General features: G+C 65.7%; 12 protein-coding genes. 5 read left to right on the top strand and 7 right to left on the bottom strand.

Annotation, left to right across the window (positions count from 1 at the left end):
- The first annotated feature begins 184 nt into the window (after window positions 1-184).
- Complete coding sequence (locus HBF24_RS16230; RefSeq protein WP_167175362.1) at window positions 185-1,036, top strand: DUF1481 domain-containing protein; 852 nt, start codon at window positions 185-187, stop codon at window positions 1,034-1,036.
- Window positions 1,037-1,194: 158 nt separating this feature from the next.
- Here the strand turns inward: HBF24_RS16230 and HBF24_RS16235 are convergent, their stop codons facing one another.
- From HBF24_RS16235 to pepN, 5 genes are all read right to left on the bottom strand, one after another.
- Window positions 1,195-3,162: an autotransporter domain-containing protein gene (locus tag HBF24_RS16235; RefSeq protein WP_167175365.1), complete on the bottom strand. Its 1,968-nt coding sequence runs from the start codon at window positions 3,160-3,162 to the stop codon at window positions 1,195-1,197.
- Window positions 3,163-3,292: 130 nt separating this feature from the next.
- On the bottom strand, window positions 3,293-5,605 hold the full coding sequence (locus HBF24_RS16240) for a Tex family protein (protein ID WP_167175368.1): 2,313 nt from the start codon (window positions 5,603-5,605) through the stop codon (window positions 3,293-3,295).
- A gap of 121 nt (window positions 5,606-5,726) precedes the next feature.
- Window positions 5,727-7,604 carry a tRNA uridine-5-carboxymethylaminomethyl(34) synthesis enzyme MnmG gene (gene mnmG / locus HBF24_RS16245; protein ID WP_167175371.1) on the bottom strand — a complete coding sequence of 626 codons (1,878 nt, stop codon included), beginning with the start codon at window positions 7,602-7,604 and terminating at the stop codon, window positions 5,727-5,729.
- Window positions 7,605-8,132: 528 nt separating this feature from the next.
- Window positions 8,133-8,633 (bottom strand): hypothetical protein, encoded by a 501-nt coding sequence (locus tag HBF24_RS16250; RefSeq protein WP_167175374.1) that lies wholly within the window; start codon window positions 8,631-8,633, stop codon window positions 8,133-8,135.
- 77 nt (window positions 8,634-8,710) lie between these two features.
- Entirely contained in the window at window positions 8,711-11,362 is a 2,652-nt protein-coding gene (gene pepN, locus HBF24_RS16255) for an aminopeptidase N (RefSeq protein WP_167175376.1), read from the bottom strand.
- Between the two features lie 68 nt (window positions 11,363-11,430).
- Between pepN and HBF24_RS16260 the strand changes: the two genes are divergently transcribed.
- The 4 genes from HBF24_RS16260 to HBF24_RS16275 all read left to right on the top strand — a co-directional run bounded on the left by HBF24_RS16260 (window position 11,431) and on the right by HBF24_RS16275 (window position 14,919).
- Window positions 11,431-12,435 (top strand): aldose epimerase, encoded by a 1,005-nt coding sequence (locus HBF24_RS16260; protein ID WP_167175380.1) that lies wholly within the window; start codon window positions 11,431-11,433, stop codon window positions 12,433-12,435.
- Complete coding sequence (locus tag HBF24_RS16265) at window positions 12,432-13,391, top strand: pyridoxal-phosphate dependent enzyme (RefSeq protein ID WP_343162785.1); 960 nt, start codon at window positions 12,432-12,434, stop codon at window positions 13,389-13,391. Before HBF24_RS16260 ends, HBF24_RS16265 begins: the two co-directional genes overlap by 4 nt.
- Entirely contained in the window at window positions 13,385-13,957 is a 573-nt protein-coding gene (locus HBF24_RS16270; protein WP_343162786.1) for a DNA-3-methyladenine glycosylase I, read from the top strand. The genes HBF24_RS16265 and HBF24_RS16270 overlap by 7 nt, the downstream gene beginning before the upstream one ends.
- A gap of 68 nt (window positions 13,958-14,025) precedes the next feature.
- Entirely contained in the window at window positions 14,026-14,919 is an 894-nt protein-coding gene (locus HBF24_RS16275; protein WP_167175384.1) for a DUF72 domain-containing protein, read from the top strand.
- Here the strand turns inward: HBF24_RS16275 and treF are convergent.
- Together treF and HBF24_RS16285 are read right to left on the bottom strand one after the other, a co-directional pair.
- The gene (treF, locus tag HBF24_RS16280; RefSeq protein ID WP_167175388.1) at window positions 14,916-16,526 is read right to left on the bottom strand and encodes an alpha,alpha-trehalase TreF; all 1,611 of its coding nucleotides are present in this window, start codon (window positions 16,524-16,526) and stop codon (window positions 14,916-14,918) included. The genes HBF24_RS16275 and treF overlap by 4 nt on opposite strands.
- Window positions 16,516-17,298, bottom strand: a complete 783-nt coding sequence (locus HBF24_RS16285) for a glucose 1-dehydrogenase (RefSeq protein WP_240922642.1) — start codon at window positions 17,296-17,298, stop codon at window positions 16,516-16,518. The genes treF and HBF24_RS16285 overlap by 11 nt, the downstream gene beginning before the upstream one ends.
- Between the last annotated feature and the right edge of the window lie 207 nt (window positions 17,299-17,505).

The following is a 17,505-nucleotide window of genomic DNA, read 5'->3' on the forward strand; positions in this document are numbered from 1 at the left end:
TCGAGCCGCCGGCCCTCGGGTCGGCGGCTTTTTTTATGATCCAACGATGATGCGGAACGTCGTTGGATCTTGACTTTTCTGTCACGCGCTTTGCCGCTATGCTTGGACACTTCCCCCGCGGGAAGCGTCAGGCACAAACGGCTTCGGCGCTGCCGTGAAATTCATCATCGAAGAGGTTTCCCTCATGCGCAGGATCGTCTTGTCGCTGACGATGCTGGCGGCGCTCGGCGCGGCTGGCTGCTCCCACAACAATGGCTCGGATAATGGCTCGGATGCCGACGGCCAGTCGCAGAAGGCGATGGCGCATTCGGTTTCGGGTACGGTGTCGCTGACCCAGCCGCGTCAGCTGTCCGATCAGGCCAAGCTGACCATCAAGCTGGTGGACGCATCGAACGATGCCGCCCAGCCGCTGGCCAGCAAGACCATCGCTCCGGTCACGCAGATGCCGGTGCAGTTCAAGCTGGACGTGGACCCGTCCAAGGTCAATCCGTCCGATCTTTACGTGGTGCAGGCCGAGATGATCGATGGCCAGCGTGATTTCACCATGCAGTTGCAGGCCCCGGTGCTGACCAAGGGCGCCAGCAACACCGCCAATATCAAGCTGGTGGCGCAGGCCACGCCGGAAGAGAAGCAGCTGGACGACTACAAGAAGGTCGAGCAGCAGATCGGCGGCATGAAGCGCACCCAGGGCACCAAGCTGGAGAAGGGCGTGTCGCGCGCCTGGCAGGTGTTCAGTCAGGATGGGCAGATCCAGTTCATCCGCGAGCTGGTCGATTACGGCAAGAAGGGCTTCACTTCCACCGACTTTGCCTATAAGGACGGTCAGCCGTGGGTGGCCGTGCAGAAAAAGAAGCCGAGCCAGAACGCCAAGCCGGATGCCATCAACCGTGCCGGTTGGGATGCCAAGGGCAACCTGACGCTGCAGCAGCATGAAGTTAATGGCAAGGTGAGCAAGCTTTCCGATTCGGATGCCGCGGACCTGAAGAAGGAAGCCGAGGCCATCTACAAGCATGTCGACCACGGCAAGAAGAAGTAATCTTGTTCTTGCTCGCATGAAGCCGGTCGCCCATTGCAACCGGTAGACATGAAAAAGTCGTCCAGACATCTGGACGGCTTTTTCTTTTCTATAAAGCAAGCGGTACGCTTGATATCCCGCCCGAAACAGGGGCGGGCGCACCCGCCCCAAAGATGGGCTTAGAAGCTGTACTTCATGCCCAGGCTGAGCGCATTGAGCTTCTGCGTATTGTCACCGAAGTGACCCTGGTAGCCGATCCAGGTGCTGGTGGCAGAGGTTACCTGCATGGCCAGACCGATATCGGCGCTGCCCCAGCTGCTGTCGGAGGTGAAGCCGGTGCTGGTGAAGTGACCGTTCATGCTGACCAGGCCTGCCTGTACCCGGTCGGCGCCAGCGCGGCTGTCGTGATTCCAGGCCACTTCCACATACGGACTGATGGTGCTGGAGCCGGCCTGCCAGCTGCCGGCAAGGCGCCAGCCCAGGCTGGCGACGGCGGCGTTGCGCTCCTGCTTGCCAAACCACATCGCCGAACTGTCACCGCTGTATTCGCTGTAAGCGTTGACGCGAATACGCTGCCACTCGAACTTGGCGAACGGACCGGTCTTCAGGCCGCCATCCCCAAACCACCAGCCGGCGGTGACGCCGCCAAGTAGCTGCGAGCCGTCGGTCTTGCCGGTCTCGGTACGCGTGGCCGCACCCAATGCGAAACGCCGGTTGATATCCTTGTAGCTCAGCTGTCCGAAGCTGGCGTAGACGCCGGCAAAGCCGCCGTCCTGATGGAGCATGGCATAGCCGGAGGCGCTGAGCGTGGTCAGTTTGTAACCACCGGCGTTGTGGTCAACGTCGGCCTTGGCGTGGCCCAGGCCCAGCGCCACACCCATGCTGACGTTGTCGCCGGCCTGCGTGGCCGCGCCCAGCGACAGATTGGCGTTGTCGCTGTCGGCACCCGGTGCGCCATTGTTGGCATCAAAGCTCTGGCGACCATAGCCGACGCGGGCAAAGGTGCGCGTGCCGGCACCCATCACGTCGGCGGTCATCTGTTGGGTCAGCGTGGTGGCCTGGAATCGGCTCATCGCCAATGGTGCCTCGGCCAGCAGAGAGACCTGTTCCGGGGCGGCCAGTTCGGCAGCCACATACTGGCCGAGCAGCGCGTGGGCGGCGGTGGTCGGGTGCACCCCGTCGGCGAACAGGTAGCTATTCTGCGTGCCATCGGCGTAGGTGTAGGGCGCGCCCGATCCCGCCGGGCCGCACTGTACCGAACTGGAGCCGGCGCCACAGGCCGCATCGGTGACATTGCTGAAGCCATACGCCGACGGATTGGCGATGATTTCCTTGAACAGGCTGTACACATCCACCGGCACGATGCCGTCACCGGCCTGAGACAAACCGGTGTTGAGCTGGCTGTTGTAGATCAGCGACAGGCCCGTGAGCGAGGTGGCGGCATCGGCGCCCTGCGCCGCAGCGCTCGGCGTGGAACCGATATCCGGCAGGTTGAACACCAGAATATGCTTGGCACCGGCCGATTGCAGATTGTCGATCAGGCCCACTTCGGTGACAGCGGCGGCGGCCACGTTGGCCTGCGCCTGGTCGGCCGTTTCCAGCGAGCTGACGCCAGCGGCACTGGCGACCTGCCCGCGGATCTGCGCGGCGACCTGGTCGGCCACGGCCGGCGGCAGGCCGGCCGTATTGGCAGCGATCAGCGCATCGGCCTGGGCCGAGGCCCCGGCCGCGGTGGCGTGGTAGAAGATATCATTGGCCCCGCCCCAGACGGAGTAGAGCGCATTGGGGTCGGCGCTACCGGCGGCGGCGAGGTAGCCGCTGACCTGGGTACTGATGGTCGGCACCGCCGCTGGCGTGCCCGGCGAGTTGGTATTGACGCCGGCGCCACCCCAGGCGTAGTCACTGCCGCCAAGCAATGATGGCGACAGGGTGATGCCGTAACCATCGGCGACATGCTCGATGGCCACCTCTCCGGGGTTGGTGGTGAAGCGCGAGGGCGTCTGCGCGCCGCTGGCCAGCGAAATATTGCCGTTGTCACTCAGGCTGTCGCCAAACACGACAACGTTCTTGTAGGTGGTGGCGTGGGCGCCACTGCTGAAAACGAGCGCGGCGACGATGGCGCCGCTCAGAACGCGCAAACGGGGCATGACTTTTTCTCCCTGGGGGCAATCCCTGTGGCTACGGTAAAGCAATCCATACGCATGCGCATGCTGCACTGCATCGCATCGTGATAGAGCGCACGGCACGGCACGGGCCGTGCGCTTCCAAGCGTCTCTATCAGCGCTTCTGGGCGCGTGCGAAAGCGTCGGCCAAGGCATTGTTGGCCGGTGCCGCCGCTGCCTTGGGCACGCCTCCGCGCGGCGCCTTGCCGCGCGGCTTTTCCTCACGCGCCGGGCGTCCGCCGCCGCGGGCTTCGCCGGGGATATCGTCCAGGCGCATGGACAGCGCGATGCGCTTGCGTGCCAGATCCACCTCCATCACCTTCACTTTCACGATATCGCCGGCCTTGACCGCATCGCGTGGATCCTTGACGAACTGGTGCGACAGCGCCGAGACGTGCACCAGGCCGTCCTGGTGCACGCCGATGTCGACGAAGGCACCGAACGCGGCCACGTTGCTGATGCGCCCTTCCAGCACCATGCCCACGTCCAGGTCCTTCATGTCCTCCACGCCTTCGGCGAAGGACGGCGTGACGAACTCGGGGCGCGGATCGCGACCGGGCTTTTCCAGCTCTTTCAGGATGTCGCGCACGGTCGGCAGGCCAAAGCGCTCATCGGTGAACTGTTCGGCTTTCAGGCCGCGCAGGAACGAGGCATCGCCGATGATGTTGCGCACCTCGCGGCCGCACTGGGCAACGATGCGCTCGACCACCGGATAGGCTTCCGGATGCACCGCGCTGGCATCTAGCGGGTCATCGCCTTGGCCAATACGCAGGAAGCCGGCGCACTGCTCGAAGGCCTTCTCGCCCAGGCGCGGCACGTCCATCAGCGCCTTGCGGGTGCGGAACGCGCCGTGGCTGTCGCGGTACCGCACCACGTTTTCGGCCACGCTTGCCGAAAGCCCCGCCACGCGCGCGAGCAGCGGCGCCGAGGCGGTGTTGACGTCGACGCCGACGCCGTTCACGCAGTCCTCCACGCAGGCATCGAGCGAGCGTGCCAGCTTGGCCTGGTTCACATCGTGCTGATACTGGCCCACGCCAATGGCCTTGGGTTCGATCTTGACCAGCTCGGCCAGCGGGTCCTGCAGGCGCCGGGCAATGGACACGGCGCCGCGCAGCGACACATCCAGATCGGGAAATTCGCGCGCGGCCGACTCGGAGGCCGAATACACCGAGGCGCCGGCCTCGCTGACCACGATCTTGGCCAGCGTCAGCGCGGTCTGTTTCTTGATCACCTCGCCGGCCAGCTTGTCGGTCTCGCGCGAGGCGGTGCCGTTGCCGATGGCGATCAGGGCCACGCCGTGCTTCTGACACAGCTTGCCCAACTCGGCGACCGACTGATCCCACTGCCGGCGCGGCTCGTGCGGATAGATGGTAGTGGTGTCGACCAGTTTGCCGGTGGCGTCCACCACCGCCACCTTTACGCCGGTGCGGATGCCCGGGTCCAGGCCCATCACCGCCTTCGGCCCGGCAGGTGCGGCCAGCAGCAGGTCTTTCAGGTTGTCGCCGAACACGGAAATGGCGCCATCCTCGGCCGCCTCGCGGGCGCGGCCGAACAGGTCCAGCGTCAGGTGCAGGTGCAGCTTGACGCGCCAAGTCAGGCGCACGGTATCGGCCAGCCAGGCATCGGCGGGGCGACCCTGGTTAGTGATGCCGGCATGATGGGCCACGCGGGCCTCGCCGTCGGCATGGCCTTGCTCGGCATCGGCGCCGGGTGGTACCAGATCCAGCTCGATGATGCCCTCGTTGCGTGCGCGCATCAGCGCCAGCAGTCGGTGCGAGGGAATCTTCGCGATCGATTCGCTGTGGTCGAAGTAGTCGCGGAACTTGGCACCCTCATGCTCCTTGCCTTCGATGACGCGGGCACGGATCTGGCCGCCGTCCCACAGCCAGTCACGCAACTCGCCGACCAGCGTGGCGTCTTCGGCGATCGCCTCCATCAGGATCGCACGCGCGCCGTCCAGCGCAGCCTTGATATCGGCCACGCCCTTGTCGGCATCGATAAAGCCCTCTGCGCGTGTTTCCGGCGCCACCGATGGGTCTTCGCGCAGCGCGGTGGCCAGTGGCTCCAGCCCGGCCTCGCGCGCGATCTGCGCCTTGGTGCGGCGCTTGGGCTTGTACGGCAGGTACAGATCTTCCAGTCGCGCCTTGGTCTCGGCGGCCTCGATCTGCCCGCGCAGGGCGTCGCTCAGCTTGCCCTGCTCCTCGACGCTGGCAAGGATCGCCGCACGGCGATCTTCCAGCTCGCGCAGGTAGCGCAGGCGCTCTTCCAGCAGGCGCAGTTGTGTGTCATCCAGGCCGCCAGTGACTTCCTTGCGGTACCGTGCGATGAAGGGGACGGTGGCGCCACCGTCGAGCAGCTCCACGGCGGCGCGAACCTGGGCTGCCTGGGCGCCGACGTCTTCGGCGATGCGTTGTTCGATGCTGAGCATGAGGCTTTGCTAAAAATCCTTGCGGCGTAATCGTTACGAAAGCCGGTATGCCGCCGGGCGGCACACCGTAAGCGGCGTCGATTCTAGCAATGCCATGGGCCGCCATGGCGAGCGTGTGTGCTCAGGCGGCGTGGCGGCGCTTCAGGTGCACCAGCAACAGCGAGATCGCGGCGGGCGTGATGCCGCTGATACGCATGGCCTGACCGATGGTCTGCGGGCGGGCAGACTGCAGTTTGGCCAGTGCCTCGGCGGAAAGGCCGCGCACGCCGCCATAGTCGAAATGCTCTGGAATGGCAGTGTGTTCGTGGCGACGCTGACGGGCGATGTCCTCGCGCTGACGCTCCAGGTAGCCGGCGTATTTGATCTGTACCTGCACCTGCTCGGCGACGGCGGCATCGTCGACTGCCGGGCCGAAGCCTTCCACCGCGGTCAGGCCGGCGTAATCGAGCTGCGGGCGACGCAGCAGCTCCTCGGCATTGGCTTCGCGGCTCAAGGCCATGCCGTGCTGGCGTTCCAGCGCCTGGCCAAGCGCGTTGGTGGGCGCCGCCCACAGACCGCGCAGACGGGCTTTTTCCGTCTCCACGGCATCACGCTTGCGTCTTAGCGCGTCATAGCGTGCCTGGGGTACCACGCCCAGTTCGAAGCCGGTCTCGGTCAGGCGCAGGTCGGCGTTGTCCTCGCGCAGGTGCAGCCGGTATTCGGCGCGCGAGGTGAACATGCGGTACGGCTCCAGTGTGCCGTTGGTGGTCAGGTCGTCGATCAGCACGCCGATGTAGGCCTCGTCGCGGCGCGGATACCACGGCGACTTGTCCTGCACCTGGCGCGCCGCGTTGAGGCCGGCGATCAGACCCTGCGCACCGGCTTCCTCGTAACCGGTGGTGCCATTGATCTGACCGGCGAAGAACAGACCGCCAATGGCCTTGGTCTCCAGCCATGGCTTGAGGCCGCGCGGATCGAAATAGTCGTACTCGATAGCGTAACCGGGGCGAGTAATGTGCGCTTGCTCAAAGCCCTTAATCGAGCGCACCAGCGCCAGCTGCACATCGAACGGCAGTGAGGTGGAAATGCCGTTGGGATAGATCTCGAAGGTGTCCAGACCTTCCGGCTCGATGAAGATCTGATGCGAGGCCTTGTCGGCAAAGCGCACCACCTTGTCCTCGATCGAGGGACAGTAGCGCGGGCCGGTACCCTCGATCTGGCCGCTGTACATGGGCGATCTGTGCAGCGCGCCGCGGATCAGCTCGTGGGTACGCTCGCTGGTGTGGGTGATCCAGCAATCGACCTGGCGCGGATGCTCCTGGACCGAGCCCAGGTAGGAGAATACCGGCACGGGGTGGTCGCCGGGCTGGGCCTGCAGACCGCTGAAGTCGATGCTGCGGCTGTCGATGCGCGGCGGCGTGCCGGTCTTCAGACGATCGGCGGCAACGGGCAGTTCACGCAGGCGCATGGCCAGTGTGGTGGCCGGTGGATCGCCGGCACGGCCACCGGCGTGCTGGGCTTCGCCGATGTGGATGCGTCCGCCCAGGAAGGTGCCGGCGGTTAGCACCACGGCGCCGGCACGGAAGCTCAGGCCCATCTGCGTGACCACGCCAGTGACGCGCCCCCCCTCGATGATCAGATCGTCCACTGCCTGCTGGAACAGGCTCAGGTTGGGCTGGGTTTCGACCATGCGGCGGACGGCGGCCTTGTACAGCACGCGATCGGCCTGGCAGCGCGTGGCACGCACAGCGGGGCCTTTGGAGGCATTGAGCGTGCGCCATTGGATACCGGCACGATCGGCCGCATGCGCCATGGCCCCCCCCAGGGCGTCGATTTCCTTCACCAGGTGACCCTTGCCGATGCCGCCGATGGCCGGGTTGCAGCTCATCTGGCCGACGGTCTCGATGTTGTGGGTCAGCAGCAGTGTGCACGCGCCGCTGCGTGCCGCAGCGAGCGCGGCCTCGGTGCCGGCATGGCCGCCGCCGATGACGATAACGTCGAAGTGTTCGGGGTGCTGCATGGAGAGAACCGCAGGTGTCGATGAGCTGACGATATTTTAGCCAGTTTGCCAGTCAGCTGCCCACGTGGCTGTGCTCAACATGGCATGCAAGTTGCTAATACATCCGCGGTACCTTCGCCGGGCTGACGCAGCGTTCTACCGCGCGGAAGGCTGGAGTGAACAGGGTCCGGCCGCGTGCCGACGAAGGGAAGCCAATGCCGCCCCGTTTGGGTGGCACCGCCATGGATTGGCACTACACGGGAAGGATCTGGCGCCCGGCGGTCCTCAGGAACAGGGGGAATCCAGGATGACCGTATGCCGGGCGCCAGAAACCGGAAAGTCGAATACTGGCGTGGTGTTGCGCCTACGCTACAGCGTCATGGTCGACCCGTCAGCATGAACGTGCGGTGACTCCAGACACCGCGCTTACTGCCCCGCCTCGATGACGCCTTCAGTCCACAATGCGACGTACCGCGTCAATCCGCAATGCACTTCGCGTCTTGATGTGACGCACATCGCACTCACTGCTGATCGTGTCTAGGCTGCGATTCAGCTGCGATCGCGCCGTCCATGTTCGCGGGCGCGATTATGGTGGGAAGGGTGACGGCGCGAGTCCGGCGTGACCCGGCGCGGTTCATGATCCGGACGCGGGTGAGCTGGGCGGTGCCAGGACGGTTGCGGCTGACGATGATGGTGACGCGGCCGGTGGTCATGATCCCTGTCACGATCGTGACGCCATTCATGTCGGTCATGATGATCGAACCGGCGCCAGTGGCCACGGTGCCGATACGCGTCGTCACGGCGCACGATGACCCGTCGGCGACCTTCGCTGTAGTAGCCGCCGCCGTAATAGAACGGATCGCTGTAGCCCCAGCCATAGGGAGCGAAGCCGTCATCCCCATAGCCACCGCGATAGGGCGAGGTGCGCACCGATTCGCCGACGTAGTAGCCATCGGCCTGGCGATAATCGTGCATCACGCAGCCACTGAGCAGCAGCGTGCCGATGGCGAGAAGGGCGGCGGTACCTTGGCGCAAGCGCGCGATATGCATGCGCTTCTCCTATAAGACCGACCTCGAAGCCTACGCGCCACGCGCTTAACGTGGGCGTAGGCCTCGAGGCAGGTTAATCAGCCTTGCAGCGCGCGATCGATGATCTCGCCCAGGTTGGGTGAGTGACCACCCTTGGCCGACAGTTCGGCCAGCGCCTGATGGGCATGTTCGCGACGGCCCGGCTCGAGCTGACGCCAGCCGTTGAAGGCCGTGGCCAGGCGCGCGGCGACCTGCGGGTTGAGCGCATCCAGTTCGGCCAGCTGGGCGGTGAGGAAGCGATAGCCTTCGCCATCAGCGCGATGGAAGCCGGTCGGGTTCATGCGCGCAAAGCTGCCCAGCAGCGAATTGACGCGGTTGGGGTTACGCAGCGTGAAGGCGGCATCGCCCATCAAGCCCTGCACACGGGCGAGCGCGTCCTCGCCGGGCACCGCGGCCTGACTGGCAAACCACTTGTCCATGGCCAGCGGCTGGCCGTCGAAACGCTGGCGGAAGTCGGCGGCGGCCTCGTCCCCGGCGGTACCGCCCAGACGCAGCAGGCAGCGCAGCGCCGCCAGGCGGTCGCTCATGTCGCTCGCTTGTGCGTATTGATCCCTGGCCAGGGTGCAGGCGACCTCGGCATCGGCCAGGCACAGCAGCTCCAGCACGCGCCGCTTCAGGCGGCGGCGCGCCTGCGCCGGGCCGGAAAGGTCCACGCCACGTTGCGCGTGCAGCATGTCGTAGCGCGCTTTCAGCGCCTTGGCGCCCATGGTATCGGCCAGTGCCTGCTGCATGCGTCGGCGTGCGTCGTGTACCGCCTGCGGATCGTAGGCATCGACACGCTCGCTGAGTTCGGTTTCGCCTGGCGGCGTCAGCAGTTCGGCCAGCAGCGCCGGATCCAGGTCGGTGTCGTCAAACAGTGCGCCCAGCGCCTCGGTCCAGGTGGCCAGCGCGCTGTCGTCGTCGCCGTCATGCAGACCATCGAAGGCACGCGAGGCCAGTTGCTGGCCGGCTTCCCAGCGGTTGTAGCCGTCAATGTCGTGACGCAGCAGCACGGCCAGCTGTTCCGGCGCGTAGTCGCACTCGAGAATGGCCGGCGCGGAAAAACCGCGCAGCAGCGATGGAATCGGCGCGGTGTCGATGTCCTCGAACACGAACGTCTGCTCGGCGCCATCGACCTCCAGCACGCGCTCAGGTGCGCCGGCTTCGGCCTCGCCGGGCATGCGCAGATCGAGCATGCGGCCATCGGCGGCAAACAACGCAGTTTTCACCGGCATCGGTACTGGTTGCTTGTCGCTTTGGCCCGGCGTGGCCGGGGTGTGCTGGCGCAGGGTCAGCGTGTACTGACGCGCCTGGGCATCATAGCGGCCTTCGGCCTGCAGACGTGGCGTACCGGCCTGACCGTACCAGGCCAGGTACTTGGAAAGATCCAGACCGTTGGCATCGCCCAGCGCGGCGAGGAAATCCTCGATGGTGGCCGCCTTGCCGTCGTTGCGCTCGAAGTAAAGGTCGGTGCCCTTGCGAAAACCGGCCTCGCCCAGGCGTCCTGCCAGCATGCGCACCAGTTCGGCGCCCTTCTCGTAGACGGTGGCGGTGTAGAAGTTGTTGATCTCGCGATAGGCGGCCGGGCGCACCGGATGCGCGAACGGGCCGGCATCTTCCGGGAACTGGCGCCGGCGCAGTGTGCCGACATCCTCGATGCGCTTGATGGCTTGTGAGTTCATGTCCGCCGAGAAGCTCTGCTCGCGGAACACGGTGAACCCTTCCTTCAGGCTGAGCTGGAACCAGTCGCGGCAGGTCACGCGGTTGCCGGACCAGTTATGGAAGTACTCATGCGCGACCACCGCCTCGACGCCGCGGTATTCCTCGTCGGTGGAGGTTTGCGGATCGGCCAGCAGGTACTTGGCGTTGAAGATGTTGAGGCCCTTGTTCTCCATCGCGCCCATGTTGAAATCATGGGTGGCGACGACGTGGAACACGTCCAGGTCGTAGTTGCGACCGTAGGTGGCCTCGTCCCACTTCATCGAGCGCACCAGCGCGTCCATGGCGTAGTCGCATTGGCCAATGGCGTCGGCCTCGGCCCACAGGTTCAGCGTGACCGCGCGACCCTCGGCGGTGGTGTAGTCCTGGCTGATCTTCTCCAGGTGGCCGGCCACCAGTGCGAACAGGTACGCCGGTTTGGGGTGCGGATCGACGAAGCGCGCCCAGTGGCGGCCGTCGTCCAGCGTGCCTTCGCCATCGGGATTGCCGCCAGCCAGCAGCACCGGAAAGCGCTGGGCATCGGCGCGCAGCGTCACCGTGTAGCGGGCCAGCACGTCGGGGCGATCCTGGAAATAGGTGATGCGGCGGAAGCCTTCGGCCTCGCACTGGGTCAGCAGGAACCCGGACTCGGCGCTGCCGGAAAGGTACAGGCCCTCCAGCGCGGTGTTCTTGGCCGGCTCGATGGCGACCTGGGTTTCCAGCACGCTGCCGTCACGCACACCCTTGACGGTAAGGCGGTCGGCGTCGACGTGGTATTCCTCCGGCCCCAGTTCACGCTCGTCCAGTCGGATCGACAGCAGCTGCATGTGCTCGCCATTGAGCACCAGCGGCGTGCCGGGCGCGGCCGAACCGCGCAGCGTCAGGCGTGCATCGACCACGGTGCGCGCCACGTCCAGGTCGAAACTCAAGTCCACCGACTCGATGCGCCAGGCCGGCGCCTGATAGTCGGTCAAACGGATGGTGGGATTGCTTTGTGCGTCGCGCATGTTCATGAAACGAACGGCTTGTAGGCGGAAACGTACAGGCTACCATGCGTGTTTCCCCCACTTAGGAACGGCGCATGAGCGGCTATCAGATCGACGAGCTGGCCTTCGACGGACACGCGGCGTTACGCCTGCGCGCGCCGGACGGCACGCAGGTGATGTTGGCGCGACGCGGGGCGACGGTGCTGAGTATCCGCGTGCCCGGCGAGCAGGGCATGCACGAGTTGGCCGACAGCTACGTGGACGGCACCGATTTCGACTCCCTGAAAGGCTCGCGCTTCGCCATCATGGCGCCGTTCGCCAACCGCATCGACAAGGCGCGCTATCGCTTCGGCGGCAAGACCTACGACATGCAGCCGGGCGTGGATGAGGACAAGCGCGCGATCCGCCACGGCTTCGTGCGTGATGCGCTGTTCGAGCTTGAGTCGACCCAGGCCGATGCCGAGCAGGCCAAGGTGGTGCTGCGTTTCGATGGCATCCGCCCCGGTGCGTTCGACGGCTATCCGTTCGCCATCGATCTGCGTGTCAGCTTCACGCTGCGCGAAGGGGCGCTGTCTTTATCGGTGGACATGCACAACACCGGCGAAGAGTCGGCGCCGTGTTTCTTCGGCTGGCATCCGTACCTGCGCCCGGGCAGCACGCCGGTCGACAGCTGGGTGCTGACCGTGCCGGCCGAAAAAGGCGTGCGCACCGACGAGGCCTTGCTGCCATTGCCGGGCGAAGCGGCCTACGTGGCGCTGGACGACTGGCCCGAGCGCGATTACCGCCGAGGCGATGTCATTGGTGAGCGCCATATTGATGCCGGCTATGTCGGTCTGGTCTCCGATGCCGAAGGTTGCGTGCGCTCCCAACTGACCGATCCGGCCAGCGGCCGCACCATCACCATGTGGCAACACAGCGGCGTGGCGCTGATGTTCACCGGCGATACGCTGTCGCGTGATCCGCGCACCTCGGTGGCGATGGAGCCGATGCAGTCGATGACCAACGCCTTCAACCGCGAGGACTGCGTTGACGAGATCACCCTGGCCGCCGGCGCGCGTCACGTCTATCACTGCGGTCTGGCCTGGAGTGGCGGCCAGTGAGTGACGGTTGGGACTATCTGCCGAATATCGCCGCGGTGCGCGATGCCGCGGCACGTATCGCCGGCCACGCTCGCGTCACGCCGGTGCTCAGCGATGCCGCGCTGGACTTGGCCTGCGACGCGTGCGTGTTCTTCAAGGCCGAACATCTGCAGCGTGGCGGCGCCTTCAAGTTTCGTGGCGCCTGCAACGCGGTGTGGTCGCTGGATGATCAGCAAGCTGCGCGCGGCGTGGTCACGCATTCATCCGGCAATCACGGCACCGCACTGGCGCTGGCGGCAGCCACGCGCGGCGTGCAGGCACACGTGGTGGTGCCCGATGGCGCGGTGAAGGCCAAGCTGGCCGCCATTGCCGGCGCCGGCGCGGTATTGCACCGCTGCGCGGCGACGCAGGCCTCGCGCGAGCAGGCCGCGGCCAATGTGGTAGCGGCGACCGGTGGCAGCCTGGTGCATCCGTACGCCGACGCGCGAGTCATTGCCGGGCAGGGCACGGCGGCGCTGGAACTGCTGCAACAGGTGCCGGATCTGGAGGTGTTGCTGACGCCGATGGGCGGCGGTGGTTTGATCGCCGGTACCGCCATGGTTGCCGCGGCGCTGCACCCGGGGCTCAAGGTCATGGCCGCTGAGCCGGAAGGTGCCGCCGATGCCATCGCCTCGCTGGCCGCCGGTCATCGCGTCACCGATATCGTGCCCGACACGCTTTGCGATGGGCTGCGCGCCACGCTGGGCGAGGTCAACCTCAAGGCACTGCAGAGCCATGGTGTCACCGTGCTGCCGGTCAGCGACGAGGAAACCATCGCCGCCATGCGCCGGATTTGGCGGGTACTGAAGCAAACCGTGGAGCCCTCCAGCGCCACCGTGCTGGCCGCGTTGTTGCGCCATCACGAGCATTTTGCCGGCAAGCGCGTCGGTGTGATTCTGACCGGTGGCAACGTCGATCTGGAGGCATTGCCGTGGTAACCGGCGCCGACTGTGCCTGGCCGCTGCATCGGGCCATCGAGCGCGACTATCACGATGCCGAATGGGGCGTGCCCGAACACGACGATCGCGCGCTGTTTGAGCTGCTTTGCCTGGAAGGCCAGCAGGCCGGGCTGTCCTGGTACACGGTGTTGTCCAAACGCGCTCGTTATCGCGAGGTGTTCCACGGCTTTCGTATCGACGCGGTGGCGGCGATGGAAGATGCCGATGTCGAGGCCGCGCTGAGCGATGCCGGGCTGATTCGCCATCGCGCCAAGCTGTTTGCCATTCGCGACAACGCGCGCGCCGCGCAGGCGCTGATCGCCCGCCATGGCTCGCTGGACGCCTTTGTCTGGAGCTTTGTCGACGGCGCGCCACGGCAGAACCGTTTCCGTCAGGCCTCGCAGATTCCGGCGCAGACCGACGCCTCGCGCGCGCTCAGCCGGGCATTGAAGCGCGAGGGTTTCCGCTTCGTCGGCCCGACCACCTGCTATGCGTTCATGCAGGCGGCCGGTCTGGTCAATGATCATCTGGCCGGCTGTCCGCGCCAGGCATCGCTGGGCGGCTGACGCTTCACCCGTCGCTCACGCGAATCGGGTTGCCATGGTGCGAGGTTTTTCGCGCAAGGATCGTCGCCATGGCGCGCATTCGCATCGGTATCTCTGGCTGGCGTTACCAGCCCTGGCGAGGGGTGTTCTACCCCGATGACCTGCCGCAACGGCGCGAGCTGGCATACGCCTCGCGCCAGTTCGCCTGCATCGAACTCAACGGCTCGTTCTACTCGCTGCAGACGCCGGATCGCTATCGTGACTGGTATCGGTCCACGCCGTCGGGCTTTGTGTTTGCGGTGAAGGGGCCGCGCTACATCACGCACATCCGCCGTTTGCGCGAGGTGCGCACGGCGCTGGCCAATTTCTTCGCTTCTGGCGTGCTGGCGCTGGAAGAAAAACTCGGGCCGATGCTCTGGCAGCTGCCGCCCAGCTTGCGTTATGACGAAGACTTGCTGGAAGCCTTCCTCAAGCTGCTGCCCAAGGACACCGATGCGGCCGGTGCGCTGGCCGCCGGGCACGATGATCACCTGAAAACCCGCGGCCTGCTGCACAGCCGGCAGCGCCATCGTCTGCGTCATGCCCTGGAAGTGCGCCACGACTCGTTCTGCGATGCACGGCTGATACGCCAACTGCGCCGACACGGCGTGGCGCTGGTGGTGGCCGACAGCGACGGGCGCTGGCCGGTGATGCATGATGTCACCGCCGGATTCATGTACCTGCGCCTGCACGGGCAGGGCGAGCTGTACGCCGGCGGCTACGATGATCAGGCGCTGGATGCCTGGGCCAAGCGCCTGCGTGCCTGGCACCGAGCCGGCCAGCCGCAGGATGCGCAGCTCATATCCGATGCCGCGCCACCTGCGCGTCAGGCACGCGACATCTACCTGTTCTTCGACAACGACCAGAAAGTGCGCGCGCCGCATGACGCGCGGGCGTTGATGCAGCGGCTCCATCTTGCCTGGGGCGAGGCGCGGGAGACTTAACTGCGCGGGCGCACGCGTCCGGCGCGGCAGCCGTGGGCGTGATGGCGCGGGTCTTCGTGCAGCAGGCGGCGGGTGACGCCGTTGGTCCAGCCAAAGCCATCCTGCAGGGGGTATTCACCGCCGCCGCCCATGGACTGGCCGGAAATCTCGTGCAGCACGTATTTCTCCACCAGTTTGGCTTTGTGCTCATAGACGGCGCCGACGGTGTGCAGCCAGCGATGGGCGATGCTGTCGGCCAGGCGCATTTCTCCGTAGCGGCGCAGACCCATGACCGCCATCCATTGCAGCGGTGCCCAGCCATTGGGGCGATCCCACTGTTCGTGGCTGTCATATTCGGTGGTACCCAGGCCACCCTCCTGCAACAGGCGCTGGCGCAGCGTCTGCGCACTGGCATCGGCTTGAGCCTGCGTGGCCAGCCCGGTGAACAGCGGCACCGCGGCGGCTGCGGTCAGGCATTGGCGGCATTGCTCGCGTTCGATGTCCAAGTCGAAAAAGGCGCCTTCGCGGGCATCCCACATGTGCTGCGATATGGCCTTGCGGCGGGACTCGGCGTGGCGGTCGAAGGTTTCGGCGGTGGCCAGGTCGCCGCTGCGACGCGCCAGGTGCGCGATGGTGTGTTCCAGCGTGAACATGAAGGCATTCAGATCGACGGGCGCCAGCGACGTGGTACGGATGGTGGCCAGGTCGTCCGCGCCGTCGAGCCAGCGCGTGCTGAAGTCCCAGCCCGACGCCGCCGCCGCGCGCAGGTCGCGGTATACCTCGTCGGCGGGTCGTGAGCTGCGGGCGGCGGTGGCGACATCTTCGCGATAGGACTCTTCACGCGGTTCGGCACGCAGGTCCCAGTAACGATTGAGCAAGCTGCCATCGTCCAGCCGCACGACGTGCTCGTGGGCGTCACCGGATTTCAGGTCCTGGGCGCCGCGCATCCAGAACGCATATTCGCGTTTGAGCTGTGGCAGATGATCCAGCGCATGGCCCACGCCACGATCCTCCAGCAGCTTCACCATCAGCGCGAACACCGGCGGCTGCGAGCGGCTCAGATAGTAGGTACGCGTGCCGTTGGGCACGTGGCCGTAGGTGTCGATCAGGTAGGCGAAATTGTTGGCCATGGTGCGCAGCAGATGCGGGCGTCCGCTCTCGGCCAGGCCAAGCATGGTGAAGTATGAGTCCCAGTAGTACATCTCGTCGAAACGCCCGCCGGGCACCACGTAGTCGTAAGGCAGCGGCAGCAGTGAACTGTGGGCGGGATGCTCGTGTGGATGACGGGTAAGCACATCCCACAAGGTATCGATGTGGTCGGTAAGCGACTGGTCCGGGTCGGACTGGTAATGGCTTTCGTGTATCTGGCGGCACTCGAAATGCGCACGCACGAAGCGGGAAAGATCAAAGCCGTGCTCGCTCTTTTCGCGGCGATAGCGCTCCAGGATGCGCGCCGGGTCGTCGCTTGGCACACAGTCGACGAAGGTCTTGCAGTCGTCGAAGATGCCGCCCATCTGCACGTCGACGAACAGCTCCTGGTAGCGCTCGGCCGGGCTGAGCGTGTCCGAGGGCGCCACGTGCGGCAGTGCCGGACCGGGCTCGGGCAAGGTGGTGGTCTTACTGTTCATGGTAGTTCCACAGCAGGCCCCCATCGACGAACAGCGTGGTGCCGGTGACATAGGCGGCCTCGTCGGAGGCTAGGAACACCGCCGCGGCGGCGACATCGGAAGGCTCGCCCAGGCGGTTCATGGGAATATTGGCCAGCAGTGTTTCTACCTTGTCCGGCTGGCTCATCAGCGAGGCATTGATGGGCGTCTTGATGGCGCCAGGCGCGATGTTGTTGACGGCAATGTTCAATGGCGCCAGCTCCACTGCCAGGTTGCGCATCAGCATTTTCAGCCCGCCCTTGCTGGCGCAATAGCTGGCAAAGTGTGGAAACGGCAGTTCCTCATGCACCGAGCTGATATTGACGATGCGTCCGGCGCGGCCGGTGTCCTTCAGGTGCCGGGCAAAGGCCTGCGTGACGAAGAACACGCCTTTGAGGTTCACCCCCAGCACCAGCTCGTAGTCTTCCTCGGTGACGTCGAGAAACTCCGCCCGGCGCTCGACACCGGCGTTGTTGACCAGCACGTCGATGCGTCCCATCTGGCGCACGCCTTGTTCGACCACGTCGCGGTCGGCGTCAACGCGGCCGATGTCACCGCTGACCACGCAGCCGTCGGCGCCGGCTTTATGCACCAGGTCCAGGGTTTGTTCGGCCTTGGCATTGTCCTGCCGGTCTTCGACGATGACGTGAGCGCCTTCTTCGGCAAAGCGCACCGCCAGCGCGCGGCCGATACCCTGGCCGGCTCCGGTCACCATGATCACCTTGTTTTCCAGCCGCATGTCGCGCCTCTGCATGTTCACCGGCTGGGGACGCCGGTTTTGGGATGATGGTGCGCGCGCGAAAGTGGTCGGAATGTGTGTAATGCACGCGCGCCGACAGGGGCGTCAGCGTCGGGTCATGAAGGTGCCCGCATCCGGCCATAAATGGCCGGGTGCGCTCGGGCATACTCGGAGTTCGTGCTTGCTTTTGCGTCCCAAGTGGCCCGTTTTCAAGGAAGGTGG

It is taken from the genome of Oleiagrimonas sp. C23AA, assembly GCF_011759385.1.
GTDB lineage: Bacteria > Pseudomonadota > Gammaproteobacteria > Xanthomonadales > Rhodanobacteraceae > Oleiagrimonas.